Below are 16,859 nucleotides of genomic sequence, written 5' to 3' on the forward strand. Positions count from 1 at the left end.
GGATGACCGCTTTGACAATCCTTTGGCTGCGGCGAGACTTGCGGCTGGCCGATCAGGCGGCGCTGGTTGCGGCCTGTGCAGCGGGGCCGGTGGTTCCGGTCTATGTGCTTGATGATGAAAGCCCGCAGCACCGCGCGATGGGCGGGGCCAGCCGCTGGTGGCTGCACCATTCCCTGGCTGGATTGGGCAGCGCGCTGCAGGCCAAGGGATCGCGCCTGATCCTGCGGCGCGGGCGCAGCGAAGATGTGTTGCAAGCAATCGCTGAGGAGATCGGCACGGGCGTGGTTCATGCGCTGCACCATTACGAACCGTGGTGGCGCAACGCCGAACGCGCGGTGGGAAAAGTGTTGGCGCTGCACCTGCACCATGGCAACTATCTGGTTCCGCCGGGCACGGTGCTGACGGGCGCTGGTACGCCATACAAGATCTATACCCCGTTCTGGCGGGCGCTTGGTGAACGATTGCCCCCTGCGCCGCCGCTGGCGGTTCCGGCGGCGATCCCTGCACCCGCGCGCTGGCCGATCAGCGACCGGCTGGAAGATTGGGGATTGCTGCCAGGCAAGCCCGATTGGGCCGGTGGGTTCCGGGCTGAATGGACCCCTGGCGAGGCAGGCGCACTGGAGCGGCTTGGCGATTTTGCGGACCGCGCCGCGCGGTATGCCGAATGCCGCAATCTGCCCCGGGTTGAAGGGACTTCGCGGCTATCCCCGCACCTTGCCTTTGGCGAGATATCGCCGGCAACAGTATGGCATGCAGCGGCGGGTGCGGGCGGATCGGCCGCCACGTTCCTGGGTGAGCTGGGTTGGCGGGACTATGCGCAGAACGTGATCCTGCAACTGCCGGCCTATGGCAGCACCAATGCCAAGCCCGCGTTCGATGCTTTCCCCTGGCGCAGCGGGCCAAAGGCGGAAGCCGATCTGACCGCCTGGCAGCAGGGCCGCACTGGCTACCCCATCGTCGATGCCGGGATGCGGCAGTTGTGGCATTCGGGCTGGATGCATAACCGGGTGCGGATGATCGTGGCCAGCTTCCTGATCAAGCACTTGCTGATCGATTGGCGGCGCGGCGAACAATGGTTCTGGGATACGCTGCTGGATGCCGATTACGGCCAGAACGCAGTCAACTGGCAGTGGAGCGCTGGTAGCGGGGTTGATGCCAACATGTTTGTGCGGATCATGGCCCCGCTAAGCCAATCGGAGAAGTTCGACGCAGGCGATTATGTCCGTATGTGGGTGCCCGAACTGGCGCATCTTCCCGATGCCGCGATCCACGATCCGCCGCTGCGGGTGCGCGGGTATCCTGCCAAGCTGATCGGCCACGCCGAAGGGCGGGCGCGGGCGATGGCGGCCTGGGGAGTGTTGAAGGGGTAGGTGACTGTTGGCACCGGAATCTCTGGGTTGAGAGCGTGCCCCTTGCTTGCGCTAGGGAGTTTTTTGGGAAGATGTCCCCTGGGGTCTCAGTGACTGTTGGAATCGGTAGTTTGAGTTTGAGGGCGTGCCCCGTCGCTTACGCTCGGGAGTTTTCGGGAAACAGTCCCCCGGACTGTTCCTGATTCCGAAAACTGGTGCCGGAGGCGGCATCGAATACGTCATCTATCTAATTGAATAAAAATAACAAACTTCGACCAAACCTTTCGTATGCCCCCAAAAAGGCCCCCTTTAAAGATTTTGTCCCCGCTTTTTGCGGTGAATTGAGCGGCAGAAAAGCTCTTTGCCGACGAAATCAGGGTGAGCGTTTGAGGCCAGATTTTCCACCCTGATTGACCTAGAGATCATCAAACGTCGCGATCAGCCCCATAATCCGGTCGGAAATTCGCTGCACCAGAGCTTTGCGCTCCAGGATCCTCGGCTTGACTTTCAGAGCAGAAACGATCGTCTCGCGAAGTGGCACTTTGTTGGTGAAATGATAGGCCTTGATCATCTCTTCGACTTCCTGCCGAACTAGCCCTTCCTCTTCGCAAATTTCGATTAGCTGCTTTTCACGTTCCGCATTCCAGAAGTCATTGAAGCTGACTTCAACCTGATCCGCTGAACCAACGTTCGGCAAATGGTCGGTGATGAACTTTTCGATCAGGTCGCGCTTGCTGCGGAGTTGCACTTCCGAGCCGAGCAGATCGAAAATAGCTTGCTTTCGGTTGCCAGCCGTTTGCCGCTCCTGCTCGTCACCGGATTGCTCGGCTTCCTTCAGCTTGGCGAGCAAAGCGAGGATATAGGTGACGTTGATTTCGTCGCGCTGGATCAGCTCCAGTTCGAAATCGACCTCTTCGATGATCGACGCCTTGGCTTCCGGCTCCTTGTCGGCGCGAGCCTTGTCATAGAGATCGAGATACTTGCTTTTGTAATCTTCAAAGGCTTGCTGGGCCATCCACAGATCGGCCCAAGTGAACTGCGAGAAGCTTTTCAGCACGTTTAGAATCCGCATGAGGTTGCGGAATGCCTTGATGAACTTGAGCTCCTCCTCCTCCGACTCCAGCGCATCGACGCTGGCCACCGTGGGCGCAATCGACAGCAGCGTTTTCACACCGTTGTTGAAGTCCGTAACATAGGATTCGTAGGGTTCGATCAGGATCGTCTCGGTCGCGTTCTTGTCAGAGAACAGCGCAATCGCTTCGTCGGTGTTGGCCTTGAGGTTGCGGAAGCAAACGATGTTGCCCTGGCTCTTCAGCTCGCTCAGAATGCGGTTGGTGCGCGAATAGGCTTGGATCAGGCCGTGGTAGCGAAGGTTCTTGTCGACATAGAGCGTGTTGAGCTTCTTGGCGTCGAAGCCAGTCAGGAACATGTTGACCACCAGCAGGATATCGATCCGGTCACTATCCTGCGCGCCTTCCTTGTCGCGCGCTTTGATCCGCTTCCCGATATCCTTGTAGTAGTTGTAGAAGCCCTCTTGCTGCTTGGTGCTGAAAGCCGTGCCAAACTGCTTGTTATAGTCGGCGATGAACTCGTCGAGCTTTTCGCGGGTGTGGCGATTGGCGCTGGTTTCCGCGCCTAGGGTAAAGTCCGGCTCACCGATGATCCCATCGGCGTCCTTGTCATCCTCATTGGTGCCATAGGAGAACACCGTCGCCACGCGCAGATCGTGCTCTCCAGCCGCGTGCCGAGCCTTGAACTGCTCGTAATACTGGATCAGCGTATCGACACCGCTCACCGCCATGATCGAGGTGAAGTCCTTGCCGTGGGTCTTGCGGCCATGGTTTGCCACGATCCACTGCACGATCGCGTCGGTACGATCCGGGTTCTCCCAAAACTCCTTGAGATCAATCCCGGCCACCTTTTCATCGATCAGGCTGCCGTCCTTCTTGCGCAGCTTGCCCCAGTATTCGACCGCGAACTTCAGCACGTTCTGATCGCGGATCGCGTCTGTGATGACATATTGGTGGAGCTGCTCGCCGAACAGGTCCTTGGTCGTTCGCTTGCCCAGATCATTGCGGCTGGCATTGTCGGCGAAGATTGGCGTTCCGGTGAAGCCGAACATCTGCGCCTTGCTGAAAAAGCCGTTTATTCGCTTATGCGTCTCTCCGAACTGCGAGCGGTGGCATTCGTCGAAGATGAAGACGATCCGGCTGTCCTTCAGCTTGTCCATCGCTGCTTCATGGCGGCTGGCCGAAATCGCGTGATTTAGCTTCTGGATCGTGGTGACAATCAGCTTGGTGCTGTCATCGCCGAACTGCTTCACCAGCGCACCGGTGTTGCTGGTGCCGTCCACGCTGCCTTTGGAAAAGTGGTTGAACTCGCGCTGGGTCTGATAATCGAGATCAGCGCGATCAACCACGAACACCACCTTGGCGACCTTGGGATTGTGCGTCAGGATTTGCGCCGCCTTGAAGCTGGTCAGCGTCTTTCCTGATCCGGTGGTGTGCCAGATATAGCCGTTCTTGCGGCCCTTCTGGACCTGTTCGACAATCGCCTCGACAGCGTAATACTGGTAAGGGCGCAAAATCATCAGAACCCGGTCCGTCTCTTGCAGAACGGTGTAGCGGCCTATCATCTTGGAGATGTGGCACTTCTCCAGAAAGGCATCGGCAAACTCGTCGAGCTGCTGGATCGTAGTATTGTCTCGGTTCGCCCAGAAGAAGGTTTGCTTGAAGCTCTGCCGCCGCTGGTTGGCGTAGTATTTGGTGTTCACGCCATTGGAGATCACGAAAATCTGGACATAGCCAAACAGCCCGCGCGCAGTCCAGAAACTGTGTCGCTGATAGCGGTTGATCTGGTTGAACGCCTCCTTCATTTCCAGCCCGCGCCGCTTCAGCTCGATCTGGACCAGCGGCAAGCCGTTGATCAGCAGGGTCACGTCATAGCGGTTCTTGTAACTGCCCTCCTGGCTGACTTGGTGGGTCACCTGATATTCATTGCGGCACCATTCTTCGGTGTTGAGCAACTGAATGCGGATGGTGGTACCATCATCACGCAACACCGGAACCCGGTCGCGCAGCACCTTGGCGCGGTCAAACACATTGCCCTTGTCGAGATGATTGAGCACGCGCTCGAACTCGGCATCGGACAGGCTGACCGAATTGTGCTTTTCCAGTTGCCGCTTGAGGTTGGCGAGCAGCTCCTCGCTGTTAAGAATGGTAACGCGTTCATAGCCCAACCCGGTCAGGCGCTGGACGAGGGACTCCTCAAGCTGGGCTTCGGTCTGGGTCATTGGAAGACGCCGATTCTCATTGACAAATCAGCCGATCCGCGTAAGGAAGAATGCAATATGACCGGCACCGCTGCACAGAAATGTGTACGTGTCGGTTTTCTTTTGTGGCCCGCGTTCATGCCCATAATTGCCACTGTTCCCAACCCGCGACCAAACCAAATTCCTGACCAGACACGGCCTTGTTGCCCGGCTCCGGGAACGCTCCGACGAGCGCTTTGAAACGACCGCCCCAGCTGGAAGTCGGAACAATTTGCAACATCAATTTCTGAATAATGCAGAAATACATGAAGGGCCGGGCGTTGTTGAGCAACTGCCAGTGCGCATCATATTGTGGAACCGGCGAAAGCTCCAGCACGTTCATATTCCACATGCGGCTGTGGTGGGCGGCAACATTGCGGATCAAGTTCAAACTGCGCAACCATTGCTCAAGCTCCTGACCACTGGCCAATCCATATTTTGCAGCAATCGCTTGCTTGTCGTTAAATTGCATCCCCGCGAACAAACGCGACAAGGCACCAAAATCAAGAATCTCGATAGCCACCCAGATTGGCAACTTATTATGCTTGCTCAGATTATGAGCCACAAAAGGCTGCTTTCGGTTTTGCAATAGAAGGATTGCATACCGCTCAAGCCAAACATCGTGCTCAGTCTTGCCCGCGTTCCTCCCTTTCGCAAATTGCCGCTTGGCAAAATTGCCATGAAACAGGGCAGGGTTGTGCTGGGCGAAACAATCGTGCGCGCCCAGCAAGTGCGCGACATCGACACGAATCGCACGCTCGATCCGCTCTAAGGCATCGAGCGCCAACAGGCGCAGGTTCTTGTCGAAAACATAAAGCGCAACGGCACCTTCGAATTTGGAGCCAGCGATAAAATCATCTTGGCGAAAAGAAAGGCCGACCGGCTGCGCCTTCAATTGCCGGAAGGGATACCAATAGCCACTAAGGCAATAGTAGCCGATCCGCTCCAGGTCGATCAGGGCGCGAACATCATCGCCTACCAGCAAACCCCGATCTTTCAGGATTTGCAGTTGGTCAGCGTAGGATTTCCAGTCTGTTCCGGACATGTGATTCCCTCACACAAACATCTGCTGGAGCAGACCCTGCTTGAAGCGCTGCGTGACGGCGATCTGGGTGCTCAGGGCAGCGATCTTGTTGTCGAATGCAGCAAGGAACTGGGCGATTTTATGTTGTTCTTCGTAGTGGGGAATGTCCAACGGCAGTTTGGTCAGATCGCCCTTCTGAATGTTTGGTAGTCCTGAACCGACCCTCAAGCGCATGATGGCTGGCTGAAGCAATTTAAGAGCCTGCAATAAAAAGCGATCGTAGCATTTAGAAGACTTAGGCAAAATGGCATAGCAGTGTCCCCCGAGCCAAAATCTCTTGTCTTGCCAGTCAACGTAACCGCACGAATTTCCCCCTTCACTCAGGGTTATGACATTAGCCTCTGTGTTCCATTCATCCGTATATCCAGAAGCGTTGATTCCGCCGTTAATAACGGGAAACTCGCACTCGTCAGAAAGGGTGTCTCTGTTTAGTTGCTGCCCTTTCCGTATGGTAGCAATCTCCCCCAGCTGCTTTTGCTGCCAATCGGGGAAGGGGGAACCGTCGGGTTTGGTGAAGCGAAGGGTGCGGGCGAACAGGCGTTGCATCATCGCTTTTTTATATGCCACCAGCGCCTCGCGCCGCCGCTTGAGCAACTCCACACGTGCATCCACAGCCCCCAGAAAATCAGCGATGTTCTGTTGTTCGGGTAGGGTTGGAAAGGCCACCTTTATGATGCCTATATCACTGCTATTGTAGGAAGGCAGTGCGCCAACTTGAGCGAACCTAGAGAGCCGGATCGCCGAAAATTTTTGGACGCAAAATTCGAACGTGATTTCCTTTCCCGGTATAAAAGCCATCATATTATTGTCAAAAAGGAATCGTTCCGCTTGACGCTTTCGCTCTAGAAATATTGCAGCACCGACTTTCGCAAAAATAATTGATCGATCATTTATGACGCTAAAACGTAGCCGATGAATCTGATCCTGAGTGACGTAGTGATTGGCACGAGACATCACGTGCTCGTTCCCTTCTAGATTCATATCCGAGACTTTGAAAAACGGCGTTCCTGAAGTCCCACCTTGCTCTTGTTCCGGGAAGCCAACTCCCGATTTGAAGCGACCAAGATTTGCAAGTCGAACTTCTTTCCACGCCCCCGAGAACTCAGGAAAGCGCAGCTTCGGCACATTCATCACCGCCCCGGCCTCACTCACGCCGGAGCCTCCAGTCCAAGCTCAGCGCAAAAGTCTGCAATCACCGAGTCGATCCCTGCCATCTCGCTATCCACCGCCTTCAGTTCAGCCAGCACGGCGTTCAGATCAACCTGTGCTTCCTCTTCAAAGGTATCGACATAGCGCGGGATATTGAGGTTGAAATCGTTCTCGGCAATCTCTGCCATGCTGGCCCGGTGGCTGAATTTCTCTGCCACCGTCCGCTGGCGATAGGCCGAAACGATCCGCTCGATATCCCCCTCGCGCAGATAGTTCTGGTTCTTGCGCTTCTCAAAATTGTCCGGCCCGCTGGCATCGATGAACAGCACGTCATCGGGATGCTCGCGGCATTTCTTGAACACCAGAATGCAGGTGGGGATCGAGGTGCCGTAAAAGATGTTGGCGGGCAAGCCGATCACCGCGTCCAGCCAGTTCTTGTCCTTGATCAGATATTGCCGGATATGTCCCTCTGCCCCGCCGCGAAACAGCACACCGTGGGGCAGGATCACCGCCATAGTGCCGCTCTCGTCCAGATGGTGCAGCATATGCTGGACGAACGCGAAATCGGCCTTCGATGAAGGAGCCAGCCGCCCGTATTGGCTAAACCGGTCGTCGGCTAGGAAGATGTCGTTCGCACTCCAGTTAGCACTGAACGGCGGGTTGGCGATCACCGCTTCGAACCGCTGATCAAGTTCAAAAGCGGGATGTGTCAGCGTGTCTTCCTGACGCAGATCGAAGCTCGAATAATGGATATCGTGCAGCAGCATGTTCATCCGGGCGAGGTTGTAAGTCGTCCGGTTCATCTCCTGTCCGTAGTAGTGCCCGACATTCTCCACCTCACGCGCCACGCGCAGCAGCAGCGAGCCGGAACCGCAAGTTGGATCGTAGATCGATTTGAGCCGCTGCTTGCCGGTGGTGACAATCCGGGCGAGGATCGTGGAGACTTCTTTGGGGGTATAGAACTCCCCGGCCTTTTTCCCCGCGCCGCTGGCGAACTGCCCGATCAGGTATTCATAGGCATCGCCCAGCACGTCGCTGTCAGCCTTTTCCAGCTCGAAATCGATCCCGTCGAGATGCACCAGCACCTTGGCGATCAGCTCGTTCTTGGCCGCTTCAGTGCGGCCCAGCTTGGTGCTGGCGAGGTCCAGGTCTTCGAACAGCTTGTCGAAATCGTCCTCGCTCTCGGTGCCCATCGTGGACTGCTCGATCGAGCTGAGGATCTTCTGAAGATCGTCCAGGATGAAGTTGCTCGCCCCATCGCGGCCCTTGCTGTTGCCGCGCTTGGCGATCTCGCTGAACAGTTCGGAAGGCTTTAGGAAATAGCCCAGCTGCTCCACCGATTCCTCGCGCACCGCTGCCAGCATGGCGTCGCCATCCTCAGTGCCTTCACGCACGTCGAGATATTCGACGCCATCCTCCACCAGAATACGGTTGGCGTAGCGGTGCATCTTCTCGGACAGGTATTTGTAGAAGATGAAGCCCAGAATGTAGTCGCGGAACTCGTCCGCATCCATCTTGCCGCGCAGGGTATTCGCAATATCCCAGAGCTTTTGCTCCAATTTGCGCTTCTGTTCTTCGGTCAATTTCGGTCCTCCGTTGCCCTCTCCTATCGCGGCTGGGCGCAATCGCCAATGGCCTGACGGAACTAACCGCGCCGGGATCGCTGCGCCTTGGCCGCCAGCGCCTTCAGCATGGCTTGCACGTCCGCGTCTTTGGTCCAGTCGTCGCCCGTTTGCACTTCCCCGACTGATCGGATCAATTCCCCTTGCAGGTGCGCGGGTATGGTGCCGTAGCTGGTAAAGGTTGTGAGTACGTCGGCATGGCCCAGGTTCTGCGACCAAGCCTTCATCTGCTGCTGTGACAGGTCCAGAGACATGGCGTGCCGCACCAGCATCGCCCGGAAGGAATGCGGGTTATAGTATGGCAGGCCCGCTGCTTCGAATGCGCGCTTAAAGATGTCCCGCACCGGGTTGCTCGTTCCCCAACCTTGGCGCGACAGTCCCTTGCCGATGAAGCCCCCGTTTTCGTCCAGCCCCATTTCGGTTGCCGGGAACAGCGGATCGGCTGGTCCCCAAAGGTGTTCGCGTGTCAGCTCGCCAATCCAGTCTTGCACGATTTCCAGCGCGCCGCCGCCGACAGACATGAAATAGGTCAGGAAGGTCTTGGCGAACTTGGTCCGCACAGTTCGCGCGTCGTGCACCACCTTGCCAGCCTCCAGATCAACGTGGCCCAGCCGGAACGACGCCAGCGCGTTGGCGCGCGCGCCAGTTATGGCCGTGAATGCAATCAAGGCCCGGTCGCGCCGTTCCAGCACCGTGGCGGCTGGCATGGTGGAGAGCACTCGGTGCACCTGTTCCAGCGTCGGCACCGGCTTGTCGCGGGTCGCGCGGGCAATCGCCACGTCCTTGTCGCTCAGGCTGAAATAATCGCAGTCGTCATAACGGATGTGTGATTTGAAACCGGGCAGGTGGGCCAGCCAGAAAAAGAATGCCTTCAGATCGCGCAGGGTGGAAAGAATGGTGGCCTTGCTTAGTCGCTCGCCTGTTCGGCCATTGACCGCTTCGCCCAGCCGCGTCTTGAAAGCCACCGCTTGTTCGCGGTGAAACCGCTTGAAGTCTTTGCCCCGCGTTGATTCTTCAAACCGGGCGAGCGACTTGGCCACGCCATCGATCGTCGCTTCATCGCGGCCCCTAGCTTGCACCAGATAGCCAAAATATTCGCGCTTGATCCGCTCGTTCGCGGCACTGTGCTTGGTCACTTTTTCACCTTCTTTTCGGAGTCACAATTTGGGGAGGGGGAGGGGCTGCCACCTATGCGTGGAGTGGCCTCCCTGATTTGGATATGCAGGCAAGGCATTTTTGCGGCCAGATCGGCACGGCGAATGTGCTGGTGCATCATGGCCTCGCAAGCCTCGCATTGCGCGCGCAGCTGCCCGGACAGCGGTGTTGCAGCCACGTAATCGAGCGCCCCGTTCGCAGGCCTGCGCGGCTCCCGGCATCGGAAGCAAAAGATAGTTCCGGGCGGGCATGGCCGCTTGCGGCTGGCATTGCGCTTGGCCAGAAAGGCCTTCAGCACAGCGCCCTGAAACAGCACCGGGCGGCTGGCGTCGATCGGCTTCAGTCCGGCTTGCTGCCACAGGCGCACGGTGTTCTTGTGCACGCCCAGCCGTTTCGCCAGTTCCGGCACGCTGTAGCTGCGATGCAGCTTGATCCGCTGCGGATTGGCGCGGCGCGCTGGCATCGCCCTAAGCCTCGCCTGCGACCAGCCGCCGGATCGATTCCGCCCGGATCAGCGTGCGCCGCCCCAGCTTGAATGCCTCCAGCCGCCCGTCGGCAATCATCGCGTAGATCGAAGTGCGCCCCAGGCTCAGCGTCCGGGCGGTGTCGTTGATTGAATATGCAAGCTTTTCCATTGTTTGCCTCCAGCCCTTAGTGGGCGGGGGCAATCATCTTCGGTTGCCAAGGAATAGCTGCCAGACCGTGCCGGAAATGCCAGAAACTTATGCAGGAGAAGATCGCAACCGGTCGAGAACAGCACTAACCGCAGTCTGCACAGTTGCGCGCGAAGGGCATTCCAAGCCGCGCTCGGCCAAGCGGTCGGCCACTGCGCTTATGACGGACTCTTGGCCTTGCGAACCTTCCCCAGCAGGAAAGCCATTTTCATGAATATAAGATACCAATTCGGCAATCCATTGCGGCCATGCCGGACTTGCAGGTCGTCCCGCGCCCTTGCGCGGATTTTCAGTATGATCCAACGCAGATGTGATTGCGCCGCCGGTAAATGAGCGCATCAGGGCAACTCGATCAAATTGCAAGCCAACGATTGTCAATTTCACATCAGAAAAATCGCATTCGATTGTGACTTCAAAATCACCTGTTGCCCAATTTTCATGGTGAATTTGCCCAACGCCAATGTCTTTATGTTGCTCAAGAACCACAAAGAAATCGCAAATTTCAGTAAACGCTCTTCGATTTATCGTTCGACTAAAATGTGTATTATCTGGTTCTTGCTCACTGAAATAATCCATTCGATCAATGTAATCGTGCGGGTCTTCGCTACGACTCCACGTTGCTACCATTACTGGAACGACCATCACGGCACGGCGGCAAATTGCCCGAATTGCGTCGCTGTCATCTACTTGGCAGAGGCGTTCCACAAGCGACTTTGCTTCGCGAGACGAAATCCATTCACCGGAAGCTGCCTCCAATACAATCGGACGATTGATTTCGGCCAACCGCTTTTCTATGTCGGCAGAAAATGCAGCGAGGGTTTCTGGGCTAGGCACTACGTGAAGTAATATAGACGACGTCAGCTCCGTTGCGCAATGTGTCCAGATAATCCGCCCACCATTGCGCCATTTCCACCCGCTCTGCCCAATGCGACCCGCGATGATAGGCGGCGCGCACCGCGTCCTTGTCCTTGTGTGCCAGTGCGCGTTCGATTGCATCGGACGACCACTTGCCGGATTCATTCAACAGCGTGCTGGCCATCGCCCGGAAGCCGTGCGCAGTCATATCGTCTTTGGTATATCCCAGCCGCCGCAGTGCCGCGTTCACGGTGTTTTCGGACATAGGCCGGGCCGGGGTGCGGATCGAAGGGAACACGAATTTGCCGTCCCCGGTCAAGCCGCGCAGCGTTTCGAGCAAAGCCAGCGACCGAGCGGCCAGCGGGACAACATGCTCCAGCCGCCCCTTCATTTTTTCGCCGGGAATGCGCCAGATAGCCGCGTCCATATCAAATTCCGCCCATTCGGCGTGACGCAGTTCCCCCGGCCTCACAAACAGCAGCGCCGATAGTTGCAAGGCAAGTTGAGTCACCGGGCTGCCTTCATAGCCATCGATGGCGCGCAGCAACTCGCCCGCCTGCTTCGGCTCCAGGATGGCCGCGTGGTGCTTGGCCTTGTGTCCTACCAGCGCGCCGCGCAGATCACGGGTCGGGTCCGACTTCGCCAGTTGGTTGGCGATGGCATAGCGGAACACTTGGCTGGCGAATTGCACCGCCCGGTGCGCGGCCTCAGTGCGGCCCGTGGTTTCGTAGCGCCGGACTGCGTCCAGCATTTCGAACGGCTCGATTTCAGCAACGGGGCGCTGGCCAATCATCCTATAGAGCAATTTTAGTAGCCACTCTTGCTTGGCCGTGGTGGCCTCAGCCCGGCCTTCGCGCTTGCCTTTCTCGATATAGGATTGCGCCACAGCCGCGAATGAATTGGCGGCGCTAACCTTGGCCGCGTGCCGGTCGCGCCGTTTCTTTTCGGCTGGATCGACCCCACTGGCCAGCAGCTTGCGCGCGTCGTCGCGCAGATCGCGGGCATCCTTCAGGCTAACGTCGGGATAGCCGCCCAGTGAAAGCTTGCGCTCCACGCCGCCGGGCGAACGATACTTGAGCCGCCACAGCCGCCCGCCGGTCGGTGTCACCAGCAGGTAAAGGCCCTTTTCGTCGGCTGCCTTGTAGTCCTTTGCGCCGGGCTTCAGTGCGCGGATTGCGGTGTCAGTCAGTGCCATTTGGGGGCCTTTCAGATCGAGCAATTTCCAAAGGCCCCCCAAAAGGCCCCCAGATTCGTCTGAATGTAGACGGTCAAAGGCGGACGCCAGCGGTTAGGCCGGTGTCATTATTGGCAGATTTTTGGGGTTTTTTCAAGCTTTGGCGACTAGTCGCGGACAAGCAACTGGTGCCCGGAGGCGGATTCGAACCACCGACACGCGGATTTTCAATCCGCTGCTCTACCAGCTGAGCTATCCGGGCATCACCAGTTCAGGCACCCCGAGAGGGGACCATAGCGACAGGAAGCGCGCCTATGGCGAAGCGGCGCGCGCTTGGCAAGGGGGATTCAGACTTCGTCTTCGTCGATCGCCGGCCGGCCGGGCAGGGCATAGCCATCACCCAGCCATTTCAGCAGATCGCGGTCCTTGCACTGCTTTGAACAGAACGGGGTAAAGTCCGCGTGGCGCGGCTTGCCGCATAGCGAGCATTTGCGGTGCAGGGTCATAGCGGAACCGCCTGAGCGAAAGCGCCGGGCAAGGCAAGGCCCGGATCCGGGTTGATCCGAACCGTGCGGCCGCTGCGGCGGGCCAGCTCGTCCAGCCATTCAGCCCGCAGTGCGGCCGCAACTGCGGGATGGCAGGTCAGCAGCAATGCGCCGGGCTGTTCGACCAGCTCTGCCTGGCGCAGCAGAAACCGTGCGGCTGCGCCAGCCCGGTCACGCGCCAGCAGGTGGAGCAGCGAAGGGCGGCTTAGCCGGGCGACAACCTGGACAAAGCCAAACCCGTTCATGGCAGTGCGTTCGCCCGGCCAATCATCCAGCGCGCGCTCCATCGCCATATCAACCTGCTTGCGATCATCCTTTTCCGGCAAGGTAGGAAAATCGATCCCGATCGATCCGGCCAGATCAAGCCGGGCCAATGCGGCCGCCAAAGGCTCCACCGCCGCCAGCGCCAGATCGCGCGGTGGCAGGGTGCCATCGACATCGACCAGCGTCATCGCCGGGGTCGGGGTAATCGTCAGCGCGCCGCCTGGAAATGCCGCCTCACCCGACCAGGCATCGCCAAACAGCTCTTCCCATAAGCCTGCGGGAAACCGCCGCACGGTGCGGGCGCCCAATTCCTCGGCCAATGATGGGGCGGGGCGGGGCGCATCCTTGCTGGGCCGGGCCTGCGCGCGTTTAAGCCGCCCGCGTTCGGCCATCGCCGCGCGGGTTATCACCAGCCGCAGCTTTGATCCTTCGGTTGTTTCATGCGGCATGCCATCGACCAGCGCTTCCTCGCCGCCGGCAAAGCGGGCCGTGCCGCGCCGTGAATTGGATGTGCGGGCGATCAGTTTGGCTTCTTCGATCAGTCCGGCCTCAAGCCCGCCCGGCCAGCGCAGCCGCGCGGCCAGCGCCTCACCGCGATCGACCAGGATCGCACGCTCTTCGCCGATCCCGGCTTCGACCAGCCACTCAGCCAAGGGGCACCCCGGCCGCTTTCAGAAGTGTGCGGGTTTCGAACAGCGGCAGCCCGATCACGCCCGAATGGCTGCCCGCAACATATCGGATCAGCGCTTCGGCGCGGCCTTGGATGGCATAGCCGCCGGCTTTGCCCAGGCCTTCACCGCAGGCAATATAGGCGTCAATCTCGGTCTCGGTCAGACGTTTGAACGTCACCACGGTTTCGACCAACCGGGTGCGGGCGGTGCCAGCCAGATCGATCACGCAAATAGCCGAAATGCAGCTGTGGCGCCGGCCCGAAATCAGCCCCAGCAGGCTGCGCTGGACCGCTTCGGTTTCAGCCGGGGGAAGGATCCGCCGACCAACCGCCACCGTGGTATCTCCGGCCAGCACAACTTCGCCTGGTCCGCGCTCAACCGCAGCGGCCTTGGCCATGGCCAGCCGCAGCGCATAGGCGCGCGGCTGTTCCGCCTTTAGCGGGCTTTCATCGATATCGGGGCTGGCAATTCGGGCCGGCTGTGCGCCGATCCGCGCCAGAAGATCGCGGCGGCGCGGGGATGAACTGGCTAGGACGAGGCTGGGCGCGATCAAGCGCTGAATTGGCCGGGTCCGCCGCGGCCGGGCATAAAGCGGTAGGTGATCCGGCCCTTGGTCAGATCATAGGGGGTCAGCTCAACCAGCACTTCATCGCCAACCAGCACGCGAATGCGGTTCTTGCGCATCTTGCCAGCGGTGTGGCCCAGGATCTCGTGATCGTTTTCCAGGCGCACGCGGAACATGGCGTTGGGCAGCAGTTCCACTACCGTGCCTCGCATTTCGAGCAGTTCTTCCTTCGCCATCCGCGCCTTCGATCCTTGTTCAGCATTTTGCCTTAAGTGCCGGGCCCATAGCGGCGCAAAGCTGAAAAGGAAAGCCCGCAGCCCATCGGCAAGCAGTTTGTCGGCCCGGGTTTGCCGCCTGACAAATTGTTGCACCACATCGCCTTGCCACCGGGACGCGGCTCGGCCAGTAGAAATCGCATTGAAATGGTTCAGGCAAATTCTTCGATGCGCGCGCTCAATACATGGCCTCTTCCTTTGCTTTTGGTGGCAAATCCGGCTTTTGCGCAAGGGCAGGCTCCGGTTGTTCCGGCTGCCGAAGCCCCACCGGCCGATGATCCGGCCGATGCTCCTGAAATCCGCCGGGTTCCCGGTGAGCTGGTAGTGGTGGCAGAACGCCTGCGCGGGCAGATTGATGCTCAGCAGGCCCCGATTGCGACCCTGGACGAACAGGATATTCAGGCACTGGGGGTCGGTTCGATCGGCGAACTGATTTCGCGGGTCAGCCCGCAAACCGGATCGGGCCGGGGGCGCGGTGATGGCATGCCGGTGATATTGGTCAACGGCCAGCGGATCACCAATTTCCGCGAAATGCGCAATTTTCCGCCCGAAGCGGTCCAGCGGGTGGAAATCCTGCCCGAGGAAACCGCCCAGCGGTTTGGTTTTCCGCCCGATAGCCGGGTGATAAATCTGATCCTCAAGAAGAAATTCCGCAGTTTTGCAGTGGAAGAAGGAAGCTCGTTTCCCACCCACGGCGGGTTTGTTGCTGGCTCGCTTGAAACGTCGTTGACCCGGATTGCCGGGCCATCGCGGCTAAGTCTGACGGGCACTATCAGTGCCTCCAGCCCATTGTTTGAATCCCAGCGCACCATCGTGCAGGCGGCGGGAAACGTGCCCGATGTTGCCACTGATCCCGATCCCGCACGGTACCGCACCCTGATCGGCCATTCGCGCAATTACGGGCTGAACTTTGCCTGGACAGCGGGGTACGGCAAAGACGGCATGGGCGGCACACTGACGCTGAGCGCGGCGGCGAACCGGGCCGATAGCCATTCCTGGCAGGGGCTGAACACCGTGCGGCTGATCGCGCCGGGCGGGGCCAGCGCGCTGCGCAGTCTGCCCGATCCGCTTGAGCAGTTCAGCCACGTTACCTCGGTGCAGGCCGGGGCCGGATACAACCGCCCGCTGGGGCGCTGGCAGCTGAGCGCAACGCTGGATGCAACCCACAGCGAAAACCGCAGTCTGACCGATCGCCGCGCCGATACCAGCGCGCTGGTTGCGGCCGCTGCAACCGGGGCATTGCCGATCACGGCGCAATTGCCTGCGGTTCTTTCAGCCGGGCAGGATTTTGCACGCAGCAATTCAAACCGGATCGAAAGTCTGGTCACGCTGATCGGCCGTCCGGTTCGGCTGCCCGGCGGCGAAGTGACCAGCACGTTAAAGGGCGGCTTCACCTGGATCGGGTTTGACAGCGCCGATCAGCGCAGTCTGGGCGGTCCGGTCTCGCTTGAACGGTTCCGGGTGCTGGGCGGGATCAATCTGGCCATTCCGCTGACCAGCCGGCGGGAGAATTTCGGCGCCGGGATCGGCGATCTCACGCTCAATCTAAGCGCCGATGTTACCCATCTATCCGATTTTGGCGCGACCAACGGCTGGAGCACCGGGCTGACCTGGACCCCGGTGAACAAGCTTAACCTGCAGGCCAGCTACATCGTCAACCAAAGCGCACCCACGATCAGCCAGCTGGGCAATCCGGTGACGACCATTGTAAACGTCCCGGTCTATGATTTTGGGCGCGGAGAAACGGCGGTGGTGAGTATCGTCTCGGGCGGGAATCCGTTGCTGCGCAAGGAACAGCAGCGCGATCTGAAGCTTGGGCTCAACTGGCAGATGCCGGTGCTGAGCGGATCGAACCTGGTGATCGAATATTTCCGCAACCGATCAGATAATGTCACGGCCAGTTTTCCGTTGCTGACCCCGGCGATCGAGGCGGCCTATCCGGGGCGCGTGACGCGCGATGGGGCGGGGCGGCTGGTTAGCATCGATCAACGTCCGGTAACGTTTTACCGCCAGGAAAGCGCCCGGCTGCGCTGGGGCATCAATCTGTCTGCTGCGTTCGGTCAGGCTGAGGGCATTGGCGGACCGGTTGGCCCCCGGCCAGCGCGCGGCGCTGCCGGAGCGCCGCCCGCGCCGCCGCCCGGCGGCGGTGCCGCGCCGCGCGCTGGCC

General features: G+C 59.3%; 15 protein-coding genes and 1 tRNA gene. 2 read left to right on the forward strand and 14 right to left on the reverse strand.

Going from position 1 to position 16,859, the window contains the following annotated elements; translation table 11 throughout:
* The first annotated feature begins 2 nt into the window (after nucleotides 1–2).
* A complete protein-coding gene (locus ABL914_RS09095) occupies nucleotides 3–1,370 on the forward strand; it encodes a cryptochrome/photolyase family protein (protein WP_391562865.1) in 1,368 nt (455 codons plus the stop codon).
* 394 nt (nucleotides 1,371–1,764) lie between these two features.
* On the opposite strand, the gene ABL914_RS09100 is transcribed toward ABL914_RS09095, so the two are convergent.
* The 14 genes from ABL914_RS09100 to infA all read right to left on the reverse strand — a co-directional run bounded on the left by ABL914_RS09100 (nucleotide 1,765) and on the right by infA (nucleotide 14,653).
* Complete coding sequence (locus ABL914_RS09100) at nucleotides 1,765–4,641, reverse strand: type I restriction endonuclease subunit R (protein ID WP_391562866.1); 2,877 nt, start codon at nucleotides 4,639–4,641, stop codon at nucleotides 1,765–1,767.
* Nucleotides 4,642–4,756: 115 nt separating this feature from the next.
* Complete coding sequence (locus ABL914_RS09105) at nucleotides 4,757–5,704, reverse strand: Abi family protein (RefSeq protein WP_391562867.1); 948 nt, start codon at nucleotides 5,702–5,704, stop codon at nucleotides 4,757–4,759.
* A 9-nt stretch (nucleotides 5,705–5,713) separates the two neighbouring features.
* A complete protein-coding gene (locus ABL914_RS09110; RefSeq protein WP_391562868.1) occupies nucleotides 5,714–6,895 on the reverse strand; it encodes a restriction endonuclease subunit S in 1,182 nt (393 codons plus the stop codon).
* Nucleotides 6,892–8,475: a type I restriction-modification system subunit M gene (locus tag ABL914_RS09115; protein WP_391562869.1), complete on the reverse strand. Its 1,584-nt coding sequence runs from the start codon at nucleotides 8,473–8,475 to the stop codon at nucleotides 6,892–6,894. Before ABL914_RS09115 ends, ABL914_RS09110 begins: the two co-directional genes overlap by 4 nt.
* A 62-nt stretch (nucleotides 8,476–8,537) precedes the next feature.
* Nucleotides 8,538–9,650: a tyrosine-type recombinase/integrase gene (locus ABL914_RS09120; RefSeq protein WP_391562870.1), complete on the reverse strand. Its 1,113-nt coding sequence runs from the start codon at nucleotides 9,648–9,650 to the stop codon at nucleotides 8,538–8,540.
* The gene (locus tag ABL914_RS09125) at nucleotides 9,647–10,078 is read right to left on the reverse strand and encodes a helix-turn-helix domain-containing protein (RefSeq protein WP_391562871.1); all 432 of its coding nucleotides are present in this window, start codon (nucleotides 10,076–10,078) and stop codon (nucleotides 9,647–9,649) included. Before ABL914_RS09125 ends, ABL914_RS09120 begins: the two co-directional genes overlap by 4 nt.
* Nucleotides 10,079–10,136: 58 nt before the next feature.
* Entirely contained in the window at nucleotides 10,137–10,304 is a 168-nt protein-coding gene (locus ABL914_RS09130) for a helix-turn-helix domain-containing protein (RefSeq protein ID WP_391562872.1), read from the reverse strand.
* An 87-nt stretch (nucleotides 10,305–10,391) separates the two neighbouring features.
* Complete coding sequence (locus tag ABL914_RS09135) at nucleotides 10,392–11,126, reverse strand: hypothetical protein (RefSeq protein ID WP_391562873.1); 735 nt, start codon at nucleotides 11,124–11,126, stop codon at nucleotides 10,392–10,394.
* Between the two features lie 43 nt (nucleotides 11,127–11,169).
* Nucleotides 11,170–12,393: a tyrosine-type recombinase/integrase gene (locus ABL914_RS09140; protein ID WP_391562874.1), complete on the reverse strand. Its 1,224-nt coding sequence runs from the start codon at nucleotides 12,391–12,393 to the stop codon at nucleotides 11,170–11,172.
* Nucleotides 12,394–12,558: 165 nt separating this feature from the next.
* Nucleotides 12,559–12,634: transfer RNA gene (locus ABL914_RS09145), tRNA-Phe, on the reverse strand.
* An 85-nt stretch (nucleotides 12,635–12,719) separates the two neighbouring features.
* Nucleotides 12,720–12,878, reverse strand: a complete 159-nt coding sequence (gene yacG, locus ABL914_RS09150; protein ID WP_391562875.1) for a DNA gyrase inhibitor YacG — start codon at nucleotides 12,876–12,878, stop codon at nucleotides 12,720–12,722.
* Complete coding sequence (locus ABL914_RS09155) at nucleotides 12,875–13,834, reverse strand: ribonuclease (protein WP_391562876.1); 960 nt, start codon at nucleotides 13,832–13,834, stop codon at nucleotides 12,875–12,877. Before ABL914_RS09155 ends, yacG begins: the two co-directional genes overlap by 4 nt.
* Nucleotides 13,827–14,405, reverse strand: coding sequence for a Maf family protein (locus tag ABL914_RS09160; RefSeq protein WP_391562877.1), 579 nt, complete (start codon nucleotides 14,403–14,405; stop codon nucleotides 13,827–13,829). Before ABL914_RS09160 ends, ABL914_RS09155 begins: the two co-directional genes overlap by 8 nt.
* Entirely contained in the window at nucleotides 14,402–14,653 is a 252-nt protein-coding gene (gene infA, locus ABL914_RS09165) for a translation initiation factor IF-1 (protein WP_309622693.1), read from the reverse strand. Before infA ends, ABL914_RS09160 begins: the two co-directional genes overlap by 4 nt.
* Nucleotides 14,654–14,899: 246 nt before the next feature.
* Here infA and ABL914_RS09170 point away from each other — a divergent pair.
* Nucleotides 14,900–16,859 (forward strand): TonB-dependent receptor domain-containing protein (locus ABL914_RS09170; protein WP_391562878.1); only part of this gene is annotated, 1,960 nt, incomplete at its 3' end.

Source organism: Novosphingobium sp. (assembly GCF_040079535.1).
Taxonomy (GTDB): domain Bacteria; phylum Pseudomonadota; class Alphaproteobacteria; order Sphingomonadales; family Sphingomonadaceae; genus Novosphingobium.